This is a genomic window from Acidovorax sp. LjRoot117, assembly GCF_964252695.1.
Taxonomy (GTDB): domain Bacteria; phylum Pseudomonadota; class Gammaproteobacteria; order Burkholderiales; family Burkholderiaceae_C; genus Acidovorax.
The window spans coordinates 777,290-791,567 of the sequence record NZ_CAXUPO020000001.1 but is presented as its reverse complement, the minus strand read 5'-3'; the positions used below and the strand labels follow the sequence as shown (position 1 = coordinate 791,567).

Sequence of the window (14,278 nt, the reverse complement as noted above, 5' to 3'; positions counted from 1 at the left end):
TGCCTCGTGCCTCCAAAGATAAAAACGGTACACCCATGAGTCTTCTCGAAGTCAAAAACCTCGTTGTCGAATTTCCGGGCCGCCGCGGTACCCTGCGCGCCCTGGACGACATCTCCTTTTCCATCGCGCCCGGCGAGATCCTGGGCGTGGTGGGAGAGTCCGGCGCCGGCAAATCGCTCACGGGCGCGGCCATCATCGGCCTGCTGGAGCCGCCAGGCCGCGTCGCCTCGGGCCAGATCCTGCTGGAAGGCCAGCGCATCGACAACCTCAGCAATGAAGAGATGCGCCACATCCGCGGACGCCGCATCGGTGCGATCTTCCAGGACCCGCTGACCTCGCTGAACCCGCTGTACACCGTGGGCCGCCAGCTCACCGAAACCATCCTGGCCCACCTGCCTGTGACGCCCGCCGAGGCCCGCCAGCGCGCCATTGCGCTGCTGCAGGACACCGGCATTCCAGCTGCGGCAGAGCGCATCGACCACTACCCGCACCAGTTCTCCGGCGGCATGCGCCAGCGCGTGGTGATCGCCCTGGCGCTGGCGGCCGAGCCCAAGCTCATCGTCGCCGACGAGCCCACCACCGCGCTCGATGTGTCCATCCAGGCGCAGATCATCACGCTGCTGAAAAACATCTGCAAATCGCGCGGCGCCGCCGTGATGCTGATCACCCACGACATGGGCGTGATCGCCGAGACCTGCGACCGCGTGGCCGTGCTGTATGCGGGCCGCGTGGCCGAGATCGGCCCGGTGCACGATGTGATCAACAAGCCGTCGCACCCCTACACCAGCGGGCTCATGGCCTCCATCCCCGACATGGAGCAGGACCGCGAACGCCTCAACCAGATCGACGGTGCCATGCCCCGCCTGAACGCCATCCCCAAGGGCTGTGCCTACAACCCCCGCTGCCCCAAGACCTTTGACCGCTGCATGACCGAACGCCCTGACCTGATGCCGGCAGGCTCCACCCGCGCTGCCTGCTGGCTGCACGCCGGTGCATCCGCGACGACCGCTGCCGCCTCCGCCGGAGTGACCGCATGAGCGCCGCCACCACCACGACCCACGCCGCCGCGGCGTCGACACCGGCGAAAAGCACCGCCCTCGTGCAGGCGCACGACCTCGCCAAGACCTTCGACGTGTCGGCACCCTGGCTCAACCGCGTGATCGAACGCAAGCCCCGCACGCTGCTGCATGCGGTGGACGGTGTGAGCTTCGAGATCGAGAAGGGCAAGACCCTGGCGCTGGTGGGCGAGTCCGGCTGCGGCAAGAGCACCGTGGCCCGCCTGCTGGTGGGCCTGTACGAGCCCACGCGCGGCGGCCTCACGTTCGACAAGCAGGATGCGCACGCCGCGTTCAAGGGCAACGATGCCCGCGCCATGCGCCGCCGCATCCAGATGATCTTCCAGGACCCGTACGCCAGCCTGAACCCCCGCTGGCTGGTCGAAGACATCATCGGCGAGCCGCTCAAGGAGCACGGGCTCATCACCGACAAGGCGGAGCTCAAGCAACGCGTGGGCGAGCTGCTCAAGTCCGTGGGCCTGTCGCCGCTGGACATGGTCAAGTACCCGCACCAGTTCTCCGGCGGCCAGCGCCAGCGCATCTCCATTGCCCGCGCCCTGGCCACCGAACCCGAGTTCCTGGTGTGCGACGAGCCCACCTCGGCGCTCGACGTGTCGGTGCAGGCGCAGGTGCTCAACATCATGAAGGACCTGCAGCGCGAGCGGCAGCTCACGTACCTGTTCATCAGCCACAACCTGGCCGTGGTGCGCCACGTGAGCGACCAGGTCGGCGTGATGTACCTGGGCCGCCTGGTGGAGCTGGCCGACAAGCACACGCTGTTCGACACGCCGCGACACCCCTACACGCGCATGCTGCTCGATGCCATCCCCAAGATGCACGACACCGGCAAGGCGCGCACACCGGTGCAGGGCGAAGTGCCCAACCCGCTGAACCCGCCGCCCGGCTGCGCCTTCAACCCCCGCTGCCCGCATGTGAACGAGCGCTGCCGGGCCGAGCGCCCCGCGCTGCTGAACATCGGCGGCATCCGCATCGCGTGCCACGCGGTGGAAGAAGGGCGCATCTAGCCCGCGCTACCGCGCTGCGATGATGGCAAGGGCTCCCCAGGGAGCCATTTTTTCGTGGTGCGGCGGGGAGGGCGTCGCACCGGGCGCTGCGCGGCGCACATGTCCGTCCTTGCGTTGCGCACGGCCGTTGTCAAGCGGTGAAATTTGTGGCGCGGGATGGAACGCCCGCCGGGGTCTGGTTACTCACGGCGTGAAAGGACGTCTCCCGCCATGTCATCCCCCGTCAACGCCGGCGCACAGCTGCACGGCATCTCGCTGCAGCACAATTTTCAGCAAGGCCCGGTCGGCAGCCTGGGCGGCCGCAGTGTGCAGCAGGCACCTGCCCAGGCGCCGCGCAGCCTGGGCCACGTGCTCTCCGACATCGGGCGGGGCATACAGAACATCGCGTCGCGGGTGCTCAATGCGGTCACGCCCCATGGCGTGCGCACCGAGTCCAAATTCCGCGCGGGCCTGGAGGCCACCAGCGCGCACATGGGCCAGCTGCTGGGCGCCATCTCGCATTCATCGACGCACCAGGCCGACGGCGCGGCCGCGCAGAAGCTCCTGGGCGGCCTGCGGGACGTGGCCGCCCCGGTGACCAGCCGCGGCGCCAGCCTGGACACCGTCGTGCGCGAACGCACCACCGCCCAGCTCCAGCAGATGACCCCGGATGAGCGCCAGGCCCTGCACAAGGGCCTCGTCATGGCGGAGAACAGTGCCTTGAAGGGCGACCCCGTGCTCGCTGCCGTGCGCTCGGCCATGGAGCAGCATGCCATCGACCAGGGCATGGCCGCGCTGCAGGGCGACCTGGACCTGGCCATCGCGATGACCGCCAAGGAGGCGCAGGACACCGGCATCACGGGCCGGGCCTTCCAGCAGGTCTACGACACCGCACGCGAGGTGCTGCGCGACCAGGGCTTCGGCCACCTGCCCGACAAGGAAATTAAGGAAATGCAGCGCGCCCTGGTGCTGCAGGCCGTGGAGGCCCGTGTGGGCGATGGCGACCCGGCCCAGGTCGTGCCCATGGCCCAGGTCATCAACCTGCTGCCCAGCAAGGAGCTGCATGCGCTGATGCACACGACCGCGCAGATCGGCCCCGAAGACCCGACGGCCGCGCGCTTCGTGGTGAGCGGCGCGATCGGCGTGCGCGCCGAAAAGCTCGAAAAGGCCGTGGCCGACGGCACGGCCGCGCTGCTGGCGCGCCGCCTGCCGTCCGAAGACGACCCGAGCGGCATGCTCCATGCGCCGCAGGCCGTGGCGCGCGACATCGCCGCCACCGGCAGTGCTTTGGCAGAGCTGCGCGCGCACTGCGACATCCACGGCATGCACTTCCCGGCTGCGCTGGAGGCGCCCGTCGCGCAGCTGCAAGGGCATCTGCAGGCCTACCTGAACCCGACCCACCTGTCGCAGTTGCCCGAGCTGAGTGCCGGACAGCTGCACAGCCTGGGCGATGGCCTGCGCGGCCTGGGCGTGCAGGCGGGGCAGGCCGAGATCGCGGCCGATGCCACGCGCCGCCGCTCCGAAGCGATGGACGCAGGCGCGCAGGCCATGCAGCCCGCGCTGCAGGCGCTCGCGCAGGGCGACACCGCAGGTTTGCTGCGCGGCCTGGGCATGGCCCAGCCCGCTGCCAATGCGGCCCTCGACGTGCACATCCGCCTGGGCATGAAGGTCGAGGGCGCGGACGAAGTGATGGCCTTCCGCGAAAAGCTGGTGGGCCACGCCATCAAAGACCTGGACACCCCGGCCCTGCAGGCGCTGTCCGCCCGGCTGGGCAGCCCGGCCGCCGAAGCGCTGTCCGACGAACTCGCGTCGGCGGCCATGCCGCTGCTGGGCGGCTCGGATGCCATGGAGGGCTACGACAGCGGCCTGGGCCGGCAGATGTTCGACCGGGCCACCGACCTGGGCATGCTCAAGCACTGCGTCGACCAGCGGCTGGGCGAGCTGGGGGCCGCGGTGCCCGCGCCCGCCTGGGACGGAGCACCGGCCCCGGCGGGCGTGGTGCGCGACGTGTTCAGCGCCGTGCGTGTGGGGGACAACGCGGTGGTCGTGCGCTCGGGCACTGGCGGCCCGGCGGTGCAAGGAGCCGTGCAGGACAACCTGGACGCCATGCTGGCTGCGCCCGGCAACGACCGGGAGCATGAGGCGGGTGGCGTGAGCGAGGGTTTCGTCAAGGACCTGACGCGCGCGAGCTACACCGTGGCCGATGCGAGCGGCGCCGTGCGCCCCATGATCGACAAGGACCATCCCGACAAGGCCGCCAGCGTGCGCTCCGCGGCCGCGCAGCTGCGCGAGCTGGCGGGGGGCAACGAGGCGCTGGGGCTCAAGGTGTCGCGCCTGGCCAACCAGAACGTGCTGGCCGGGGTGCAGCAGGTGCTCATGTCGCAGCAGAGCCCGCTGCGCCTGCCCGACGGCACCCCCGGCCGGCTGATGGGGCCGGAGCGCATCGAATACGCGCTGTCGAGCGACGGCGAAGGCGGCATCGTGCTGCAGGTGAACTACGCGGTCGAAGGCGCTGACGTGTTCCTGCCTGCGCCGCGCAACGCCCACGAAGGTGTGGGCATCCCGGTGCAGCTCGATGCTGCGCGCAGCGGCGGGCAGTTCCTGTTTGCGCTGCACGTCGGCGCCGACCTGGCCGTGAGAGTGCAGGAGCCGGTGCGTTTCACCTACGACACCGCAGCCCCCGCGGCGGTGTGACCGGCGCCGCTCCCCCGGCTGTTTCCCCCATCCTTTTGTTGAATCGATCCCTCCATGTCCACCGCCGACCAACTTCTTCTCGACCTGGGCCAGACCGCAGGTCTGTCGCAACCCCTGCGTTTCGATGCGCAGGGCTGCGCCCGCCTGGTGTTCGACACCCGCCTGGCCATCGACTTCGAGCGCGACGATGACGCCGGCGTGCTGCAGGTCTACAGCGTGCTCGGGCCGCTGCCGGCCGAGGGGCGCGAGGCGCTGTACCAGCGATTGCTGGAGGCCAACCTGTTTGGCTCCGCAACCGCCGGCGCCACGCTGGCCGTGGACTGCCAGACACGGGAGGTCGTGCTGTGCCGTACCGTCGATGTTCAGGAGACCGGCGGCCCCGCATTCGTGCGGCTGGTGGAGCGCTTCGTGGCGGCGGCCGAGGACTGGAAGAAGCTGCTGCTGTCGGGTGCCAGCGCCGGACCCTCGGCGTCGCCGGCGGGCGCAGGCCCGGCCCCCGGCGCGATGATGGGCGTGCCGATGGGCGGCTTCCTGCGCGCCTGAGGCAGGGGCCCCGGGTCCGGGCACGGCCTGCGCCGCGCGCGGATCAGGGATCAGGCGTACCGCTTGGCTCGCAGGTTGTCTTTCATCTGCTGCAGGATGGGCTGCAGCGGGCTGCCGATGCGCAGGGCCACGCAGGTGGCCAGCACGTCGATGATGAGCAGGTGCATGAGCCGCGACACCATGGGGCTGTAGCGGTCGTAGCCCTCGGGGTGGTCGGCCGCCAGGTGGATCTGGCAGGTGCTGGCCAGCGGAGAGCCGCTGGCGGTGATGACGATGGTGGTGGCGCCGTTGCGGCGCGCGATATCGGCCGCGTCCATCAGGTCGCGCGTACGGCCCGAGTTGGAGATGATCACTGCGCAGTCGCCGGGCCCGAGCAGGGTGGCGCTCATCACCTGCATGTGGCCGTCGCTCGTGGCAATCGACGTCACGCCCAGGCGAAAGAACTTGTGCTGCGCGTCCTGCGCCACGATGCCGGAGTTGCCCACGCCGTAGAACTCGATGCGCTTGCCGGTCTTCCAGGTCGCGGCAATGGCTTCGGCAGCGCGCTCCAGGGCCACGGTGCTGGCCGCATTGCGGTACTGCAAAAAGGCGGCCACGGCGTTGTCCACTACCTTCACCAGCACGTCGCCGGTCTTGTCGTCCGCATCCACGCTGCGGTGGATGAAGGGCACGCCCTCGCTCACGCTGCCTGCGAGCTTGAGCTTGAAATCCGCCAGCCCGTCATAGCCCATGCTGCGGCAAAACCGCACCACGGTGGGCTTGCTCACGTGGGCCCGCTCGGCCAGCTCGCGCACCGGCAGCCGCGCAAACGTGCGGGGGTCGGTCAGCACCAGCCGGCCCACGCGCTGTTCGGCGGGCGCCAACGAGGGGAGGGATGCGGTGATGCGTTCGAGCATGTCGGTAGGTGTGTGTCAGCCCAGGCCGGCGCCGGGCGGCTCACGGTGCATCGACGATGGGCGGGGCAGGGCTGTCATGGGGGCTCGGTGTGCGCCGCGCTGGCGGGCGGCGCGGGGGCGTTGTTCGCCTAATGTAACTTGGTTCCCAACATTCCGGACCCGGGTGATTCCTCCCTTTCATCATGCTTGCAGCGGGGTTGCGGGCTTCCCCCCTGGCCCCTGTGGGGGACGGGCGATAGCATCCTTTCATTCTGTAATTCCGATACCAAGGAGCCTTCCATGCGCAAACCTCTGCTGAAACTACTGGCCGGTGCGGCTCTGACGACCGCCGCCTGCGGCAGCTGGGCCCAGGGCCAGGTCAACATCATCTGTTCCGTGCAGGCCGAGTGGTGCAACCTGATGTCCACCGTGTACGCCAAGACCACCGGCACCAAGGTCAACATGACGGCCAAGGGCTCGGGCGAAGCGCTGGCCCAGCTCAACGCCGAGAAGGCCAACCCCAAGACCGACATCTGGTTCGGCGGCACGGGCGACCCGCACCTGCAGGCCGCGGAGCAGGGCCTCACGCTCGAATACAAGTCGCCGCAGCTCGCGCAGCTGTACCCCTGGGCGCAAAAGCAGGCCGCCGACTCCAAGTACCGCACCGTGGGCGTTTACCTGGGCCCGCTGGGCTTCGGCTACAACAAGGAGCTGCTGGCCAAGCGCAAGCTCAACCCGCCGCAGTCGTGGGCCGACCTGCTCAAGCCCGAGTTCAAGGGCGAGGTGCAGATGGCCAACCCCGCGTCGAGCGGCACGGCCTACACCATGATCGCCACGCTGGTGCAGATCATGGGCGAGGAAAAGGCGTTCGAATACCTGAAGGCGCTGCACCCCAACGTCAGCACCTACACGCGCTCGGGCACGGCCCCGGTCAAGGCGGCGGCGCGCGGCGAGACCACCATCTCCGTGAGCTTCGTGCACGACGTGACCACCGAGGCCGTCAACGGCTTCCCCGTGGCGTCGATCACGCCATCCGAAGGCACCGGTGCCGAAGTCGGCTCCATGAGCATCGTCAAGAACAGCCCCAACGCCGAGGCGGCCAAGAAGTTCTACGAATGGGCGCTCACGCCCGGCGGCCAGCAGTTCGGCCTGGCGGCCAAGCAGTTCCAGCTGCCCAGCAACACCCAGGTGCCCAAGGACCCGCGCATGACGGACCCGGCCAAGATGAAGCTCATCAACTACGACTACGCCAAGTACGGCGCCAGCACCGAGCGCCGCCGCCTGATCGCGCGCTGGGAAAAGGACGTGCAGAACGCTGCGCGCTAAGGACTGGTGGTGTCGGTGACCGCGGCGGCGAACAGCGCAATTTCACGATCTCCTGCAACCCGCGCCTCGGTCAACCGCCCCCTGTGGGTGTGGCTGGCCATCGGCGTGCTGGGCTACCTGGCCTTCCCCTGGTATGCCCAGCAGGACTCCAACGGCCTTCTGGCCATCGGCCAGGTCTTCAGCAGCGAGCAGGCGGGCAACGGGCTCATGCAGGCCGCGCTGCTGGGGCGCCCCTGGCTGTGGCTGGGCCTGGTGGGGCTGGCCATCGCGGCCGCAGGCGCCGTCCTGCCTGCAGGCCGCCGGCAGGGCGCGGTGCTGGCAGTCGGCGGGGCGGTGGGCCTGCTGGCGCTGCTGCTCAGCGGCTTTGCCATCGGCGGGCGGGGCTGGGCCTTCGACTGGTTGAACCAGATGCTGGGCGAGTTGGGCGCGCGGCAGCCGGGCATCGGCTGGGGCGGGTTCGTGGTGCTCTCGGCGCTGCTGGTGCTGACGGCCTTCGGCGTGGCGCGGCGCGGTTTCTTCAAGGGCGATCTGTTCGTCGCAGCCGCCGTGCTGGCGTGCGGCAGCCTGCTGGCACTGTTCATCGTGTTCCCGGTGCTCAAGGCGCTGTCGGCGGCGTTCTTCCTGGAAGACGGCCCGTTCTCGCTGGGCGTTCTGTGGGAGCGCATTGCGCACGAGCGCAACTTCGGCCTGTCGTGTGTCAGCGGCGGCCAGCGTTGCGGCGTGGCATGGAACACGCTGTTCCTCGGGCTGATGACCGCCACCAGCACCACGCTGCTGGGCACCTTCATGGCGCTGATGGCCGAGCGCGCCTCGCGCCGCTATGCACGCCCGCTGAACATCGTGGCGCTGCTGCCCATCATCACGCCGCCTTTCGTGGTGGGCCTGGGCCTGATCCTGCTGTTCGGCCGTGCGGGCGTGTTCAACCAGTTCCTGGAATACGCGTTCGGCATCACGCCCTCGCGCTGGTTCTACGGCTGGTTCGGCGTGTGGGTGGCGCAGACATTTGCGTTCACGCCCATCGCCTTCATGATCATGCGCGGCGTGGTGCAGGGCGTGGCGCCCAGCCTGGAGGAAGCCGCGCAGACGCTGCGCGCCAGCCCCCACAAGACCTTCATGAGCGTGACGCTGCCGCTGCTCAAGCCGGGCCTGGCCAACGCGTTCCTGGTGGGTTTCATCGAGAGCATGGCCGACTTCGGCAACCCCATCGTGGTGGGCGGGCAGTTCTCGGTGCTGTCCACCGAGATCTTTTTCGCCATCGTGGGTGCGCAGTACGACCAGGGGCGCGCCGCGTCGCTGGCGTGGATCCTCACGTTCTTTGCGCTCACGGTGTTCGCCATCCAGCGCGGGCTGCTGGGCAAGCAGAACTTCACCACGGTGTCGGGCAAGGGCGACGCGGGCATCGCCATGCCGCTGCCCACCGGCGTGCGCCGCGTGGTGCATTCCATCGCGCTGCCGTGGATGGCATTCACGCTCATCGTGTACCTGTTTGCGCTGGCCGGCGGCTTCGTGCAGACCTGGGGCCGCGACTACACCATCACGCTGGCGCACTTTCGCACCGCGTTCAGCATGGAGTGGGGCGAGTTCGGCGTCGTGTGGGCCGGCACCGCCTGGAGCTCGCTGTTCACCACGCTCAAGCTCGCGGCCATCTCGGCGCCACTCACGGCCACGCTGGGCATCGGCATCGCGTGGCTGCTGGCGCGCACCGAATTCCGGGGGCAGGGCGCCTTCGAGTTCGCTGCCCTGCTGGCCTTTGCCATCCCCGGCACCGTGCTGGGCGTGAGCTACATCCTGGCGTTCAACGTGCCGCCGTTCGAGCTAACGGGCACCGCGCTCATCATCGTGCTGTGCTTCATGTTCCGCAATCTGCCGGTGGGGGTGCGCGCAGGCACGGCGGCGTTCAAGCAGCTCGACCGGTCGCTGGACGAGGCCTCGGTCATGCTGCGGGCCGGCAGCGTGCAGACGCTGCGCCACGTGGTGCTGCCGCTGCTCAAGCCGGCGCTGGTGGCCGCGCTGGTCTACAGCTTCGTGCGGGCCATCACCACGGTGAGCGCGGTGATCTTCCTCGTCACCGCCGAGAACGAGCTGGCCACCACCTACATCATCGGCCGCGTGGGCAACGGCGACTACGGCGTGGCGCTGGCGTACTGCACGGTGCTCATCGTGCTGATGTCGGCCTCCATCGGCCTGATCCAGCTGCTGGTGGGTGAGCGCAAGCTGGGCCGACGAGGAAGCACCCCCTGAGTCGCCTTCGGCGCCTTCCCCCTCGAGGGGGACGACGCCCTCGCTGCGGGGCGGCCCTTGCTCGGCGTCCCGCGCATGCGCCACGCCCGTCAATTCGCGTCATCGTCCATTGAAAATACAACCATGAACAACATCGAAGATGCGGGCATCGTGTTCCGCAACATCACCAAGCGCTATGGCCGCGACGCCTCGTCGGGCCTGGCCGTCAAGGGCATCAGCTTCGAGGTGCCGCGCGGCACGCTGGCCACCATCCTGGGCCCGTCGGGCTGCGGAAAGACGACCACCTTGCGCATGATCGCGGGGCTGGAGTCGCCCACCTCCGGCGAGATCTTCATCGGCGGCAAGAACGTGACCACACTCGGCCCGGCGCAGCGCAACGTGAGCATGATGTTCCAGAGCTATGCGCTGTTCCCGCACATGAACGTGGCAGAGAACGTGATGTACGGCCTGCGCATGTCCGGCCAGCGTGACGAGGTGGCGCGCGTCAAGGCGGTCGAGGCACTGCGCGGCGTGGGCCTGGTGGGCTATGACGATCGCCTGCCCAGCGAGCTGTCTGGCGGGCAGCAGCAGCGCGTGGCGCTGGCCCGCGCGCTGGTGCTGGAGCCCGAGGTGCTGCTGTTCGACGAGCCGCTGTCCAACCTCGACGCCCGCCTGCGCCGCGAGATGCGCGAGGAGATCCGCGCGCTGCAGCAGCGCCTGTCGCTCACCGTGGCCTACGTCACGCACGACCAGAGCGAGGCCATGGCGGTCAGCGACCAGATCATCGTGATGAACCAGGGCCTGCTCGCCCAGCAGGGATCGCCCCGCGCGCTGTACGAAACCCCCGGCAGCGAATTCGTCGCCGGCTTCATGGGCGAGGCCATGCTGTTCCCCGCCACGGCCCGCGCCGACGGCACGGTGACCGTGGGGCCGCTCACGATCCGCCCGCGGGCCTGCCAGCAGCAGGGCGCGGTCAAGGTCGCGGTGCGGCCCGAGGCATGGCGCATCGAGCGCCAGGGCGAGGGGCTGATGCCCGCGCGGCTGGAGAAGGCCGCGTACCTGGGCGCGGTGCACGAATACACCTTTGCCACAGAGCTGGGGCCCATCTTCGTCGTGTCGTCGGACCTGAGCGACGTGCTCACGCCGGGCGAGGACGTGCGTCTCGGCCTGGGCGTGCACGGGGTATCGGTGGTTGGTAGTACCGACTGAGCGGACGCTGATGTTCAATAATGACGCCATGAACCAACTCGACGCCCTCAAACAGTTCACCACCGTGGTTGCCGACACCGGCGACTTCAAGCAACTGGCGCAGTTCCAGCCCCAGGATGCCACCACCAACCCGTCGCTGATCCTCAAGGCCGTGCAAAAGCCCGAGTACGCGCCGCTGCTGCAGGACACCGTGGCCCAGTTCCGCGGCCGCGCCATGGACGAGATCATCGACCGCCTGCTGGTGCGCTTTGGCCGCGAGATCCTCGCGAGCATCCCCGGGCGCGTGTCCACCGAAGTGGATGCCCGCCTGAGCTTCGACACCAGCGCCACCGTCGCCCGTGCCGAGCGCATCATCGAGCTGTACCAGGCCGAAGGCATCCACATCGACCGCGTGCTCATCAAGATCGCCGCCACGTGGGAAGGCATCAAGGCCGCCGAGCAGCTGGAGCGCAAGGGCATCTACACCAACCTCACGCTGCTGTTCTCGTTCGCGCAGGCCGTGGCCTGCGGCGAGGCCAAGGTGCAGTTGATCTCGCCCTTCGTCGGCCGCATCTACGACTGGTACAAGAAGCAGGCCGGCGCCCAGTGGGACGAAGCCGCACGCGCCGGTGCCAACGACCCGGGCGTGCAGTCCGTCACGCAGATCTACAACCACTACAAGCGCTTTGGCATTGCCACCGAGGTCATGGGCGCGAGCTTTCGCAACGTGGGCCAGATCACGGCGCTGGCCGGCTGCGACCTGCTGACCATCGCCCCCGAGCTGCTGGCCCAACTGGCCGCCAGCGACGCGCCGCTGCAGCCCGCGCTGGACGCCCAGGCCGCCAAGACCCTGGACCTGGCTGCCGTGAGCTACGACGAAGCGGGCTTTCGCTTTGCGTTGAACGAAGACGCCATGGCCACCGAAAAGCTGGCGGAAGGCATCCGCGCGTTCGCGGCGGACGCGGTCAAGCTGGACAAGCTCATTCAGGCTGCGTGAGAGGCTGCTCAAGCAGCTTGCTATAAAAAACATAGCTGCTAGCGCTTGTCTATCAAGCGGTAGCAGCTTTTTTTATGTGGATTTGAGCGAATTCAGGTGGCGTGTGAAGACTGCGCACCGCTGATCCGCCGCGCCCCGACGCGGGCACCCATTGACGTGCGAAGGCGCCGACGCGCCAACGCTCAGCCCGCCCGCAGCCGCAGCCCCACGCGCAACCCGTGCGGCGCCACGTTCTCGGCCACGGCCTGGCCGCCGTGGCGCAGCGCAATTTCTTCCACGATGGACAGCCCCAGGCCGCAGCCGCCGGGCTTGTCCGAGCCGCGCCAAAAGCGCGCGAACAGGTCCGGCAGGTTGCCCGCCGGTACGCCCGGGCCGTCGTCTTCCACCAGCAGCGTGGCCCAGCGGTCCGGCGTTGCATTCACGCGCACGGTGACCGTGGCGCCCGCGCCGGCGTAGTGCAGCGCGTTGTCGATCAGGTTGTTCAGCGCCTCGCGCAGCAGCAGCGGGTGGCCCTGTACGGTCAGGTAGTCGTCGCCCTCGTAGCCCAGGTCCATGCCCTGCGCCAGCGCGCGCGCGGCCCATTCACGCGCCACCTCGCGGGCCAGCGCGGCGATGTCCACCGCCTGCATCTCCACGTTCGATTCGGAGCGCGCCAGCTGCAGCAGCTGGTGCACCAGGTGGGCGCTGCGCTGGGCGGCGGCCAGCACCTTCTGCAGCCGCTCCTGCACGGCGGGCTCGTGGCTTTCGTGCAGGGCCAGCTCGGTCTGGCCGATCAGGCCGGCCAGGGGCGTGCGCAGCTGGTGCGCGGCGTCGTTCAAGAAGCGCTTTTCCTTGCGCTGCCCGCGCGCCACGGTCTCCAGCAGGCCGTTGATGGTGCTGGCCAGGGAGTGCACTTCTTGCGGCGCGGACGTGAGCTCGATGGGCGGCAGCGGGTCGGCCGTGTTGTGCTTGCGCGCGCCCGCTTTCTCGATCTGCGCCTCCAGGCGCTTTAACGGCTGCAGCCCGCGCAGCACGCCGGCGTAGACCACGGCGCTCAGCGCCAGGCCCATCAGGCCCATGGGCAGCAGCATTTGTTCGAGCAGCTCCTGCGCGATGCGCTCGCGCACCGTCAGGCTCTGCGCCACCTGCACGCGCAGGGTCTGGCGGGTCTGGGGCGTGCCGTAGTCCACATCGAGCAGGGCCACGCGCACGGGCTTGTCGTCCACGCGGGCTTGGTACAGGTACGGTTCGCCCACGCGCACGTCCACGGGCGGCGGCGAGGGCAGCTGCGCGTTGCCCAGCAGAAAGCGCCCGGGCGGGGACGAGACCATGTAGGTGATGCGGTCGGCCGGGTCCTGCTCCAGGATGTCCTGCGCCGCCTTCGGGAAGTCCACCAGCAGCCCGTCGCCGATGGGCTTGATCTGCCGCGCCAGCGCCCGCACCGACTGCGTCAGCGTCTGGTCGATGCCCTTCTCGCCGTTTTGCAGCGCCACGCGCCAGGCCAGAAAGCCGCCCGACAGCCACAGCACCAGCTGCGGCAGCAGCAGCCACAGCAGCAGCTTGCGCTGCAGCGAAACGCCGTGGACGGGCCGCATGTCAGCGCTCCGCCGTTCGGCAGGGGGCGGTGCAGCCGCCCAAGGAAGGGGTCATGGCTTTTCGAGCATGTAGCCCAGGCCGCGGATGTTGCGGATGGTCAGGCTGGTGTCGTCGAGCTTCTTGCGCAGGCGGTGCACATACACCTCCAGCGCGTTGGAGGCCAGTGGCGGTGCCGACTGGCCGGGCTCCGGCGGGCCTGCGCGCCAGGCGGCCAGCACGTCGTCGCGCGTGACGACTTCGCCGCAGCGGTTGACCAGCAGTTCCAGCAGTTCCCACTCGCGCTGCGTGAGTTCCAGCGGCGTGCCGTCGAGCGTGGCCGCCTGGCTGGCATGGTCCAGCAGCAGCGCGCCGATGGTGGTGCTGGGCCCGCCCGAGGCGCTGCTGGGCTGCGTGAACGCGGGCTGCCGCGCGCGGCGCAGCATGGCCTGCAGGCGGGCCTGCAGCTCCTGCATGTTGAAGGGCTTGGTGATGTAGTCGTCGGCCCCTGCGTTAAGGCCCGCCACCCGGTCGTCGATGCCGTCGCGGGCGGTGAGAATCAGCACCGGCAGGCCGGCGATGTGGCCGCGGACCCAGGTCAGCAGCTCCATGCCGTCGGCGCCGGGCAGGCCCAGGTCCAGGATGATCCCGTCCACCGCCTGGGTCTGCAAAAGCGCGGTGGCCTGCGCCACACTGCACGCCGTGCAGACATCGTATTCAAGCTGTTTGAGCTGCCCGGTGAGGGCGTCGAGCAGCAGGGCATCGTCTTCAACGATCAGTAGGGTGGGCATGGTCTGTGAGCATAGCAAAGCATCCCGCCTGCGG

At 69.2% G+C, this 14,278-nt stretch carries 11 protein-coding genes; 8 read left to right on the top strand and 3 right to left on the bottom strand.

Annotated features, from left to right (window positions below):
- Window positions 1-35 precede the first annotated feature (35 nt).
- The 4 genes from ACSQ3D_RS03760 to ACSQ3D_RS03745 all read left to right on the top strand — a co-directional run bounded on the left by ACSQ3D_RS03760 (window position 36) and on the right by ACSQ3D_RS03745 (window position 5,296).
- Complete coding sequence (locus ACSQ3D_RS03760; protein WP_056415147.1) at window positions 36-1,037, top strand: ABC transporter ATP-binding protein; 1,002 nt, start codon at window positions 36-38, stop codon at window positions 1,035-1,037.
- Window positions 1,034-2,080, top strand: coding sequence for an ABC transporter ATP-binding protein (locus ACSQ3D_RS03755; RefSeq protein ID WP_436125965.1), 1,047 nt, complete (start codon window positions 1,034-1,036; stop codon window positions 2,078-2,080). The genes ACSQ3D_RS03760 and ACSQ3D_RS03755 overlap by 4 nt, the downstream gene beginning before the upstream one ends.
- Window positions 2,081-2,290: 210 nt before the next feature.
- Entirely contained in the window at window positions 2,291-4,753 is a 2,463-nt protein-coding gene (locus ACSQ3D_RS03750) for a hypothetical protein (protein ID WP_436125964.1), read from the top strand.
- A gap of 54 nt (window positions 4,754-4,807) precedes the next feature.
- The gene (locus ACSQ3D_RS03745) at window positions 4,808-5,296 is read left to right on the top strand and encodes a type III secretion system chaperone (RefSeq protein WP_436125963.1); all 489 of its coding nucleotides are present in this window, start codon (window positions 4,808-4,810) and stop codon (window positions 5,294-5,296) included.
- Between the two features lie 50 nt (window positions 5,297-5,346).
- On the opposite strand, the gene ACSQ3D_RS03740 is transcribed toward ACSQ3D_RS03745, so the two are convergent.
- Complete coding sequence (locus ACSQ3D_RS03740; RefSeq protein WP_056415159.1) at window positions 5,347-6,192, bottom strand: MurR/RpiR family transcriptional regulator; 846 nt, start codon at window positions 6,190-6,192, stop codon at window positions 5,347-5,349.
- A gap of 279 nt (window positions 6,193-6,471) precedes the next feature.
- Here ACSQ3D_RS03740 and ACSQ3D_RS03735 point away from each other — a divergent pair, with 279 nt between their 5' ends.
- The 4 genes from ACSQ3D_RS03735 to tal all read left to right on the top strand — a co-directional run bounded on the left by ACSQ3D_RS03735 (window position 6,472) and on the right by tal (window position 11,902).
- A complete protein-coding gene (locus ACSQ3D_RS03735; protein ID WP_200912414.1) occupies window positions 6,472-7,497 on the top strand; it encodes an ABC transporter substrate-binding protein in 1,026 nt (341 codons plus the stop codon).
- A gap of 15 nt (window positions 7,498-7,512) precedes the next feature.
- Window positions 7,513-9,738 carry an ABC transporter permease gene (locus tag ACSQ3D_RS03730; protein WP_436126177.1) on the top strand — a complete coding sequence of 742 codons (2,226 nt, stop codon included), beginning with the start codon at window positions 7,513-7,515 and terminating at the stop codon, window positions 9,736-9,738.
- Window positions 9,739-9,861: 123 nt separating this feature from the next.
- A complete protein-coding gene (locus ACSQ3D_RS03725; RefSeq protein WP_436125962.1) occupies window positions 9,862-10,926 on the top strand; it encodes an ABC transporter ATP-binding protein in 1,065 nt (354 codons plus the stop codon).
- Between the two features lie 28 nt (window positions 10,927-10,954).
- Window positions 10,955-11,902, top strand: a complete 948-nt coding sequence (gene tal / locus ACSQ3D_RS03720; RefSeq protein ID WP_436125961.1) for a transaldolase — start codon at window positions 10,955-10,957, stop codon at window positions 11,900-11,902.
- Between the two features lie 182 nt (window positions 11,903-12,084).
- On the opposite strand, the gene ACSQ3D_RS03715 is transcribed toward tal, so the two are convergent.
- Together ACSQ3D_RS03715 and ACSQ3D_RS03710 are read right to left on the bottom strand one after the other, a co-directional pair.
- The gene (locus ACSQ3D_RS03715; protein ID WP_436125960.1) at window positions 12,085-13,476 is read right to left on the bottom strand and encodes a sensor histidine kinase; all 1,392 of its coding nucleotides are present in this window, start codon (window positions 13,474-13,476) and stop codon (window positions 12,085-12,087) included.
- 51 nt (window positions 13,477-13,527) lie between these two features.
- Complete coding sequence (locus ACSQ3D_RS03710; protein ID WP_056415168.1) at window positions 13,528-14,244, bottom strand: response regulator transcription factor; 717 nt, start codon at window positions 14,242-14,244, stop codon at window positions 13,528-13,530.
- Between the last annotated feature and the right edge of the window lie 34 nt (window positions 14,245-14,278).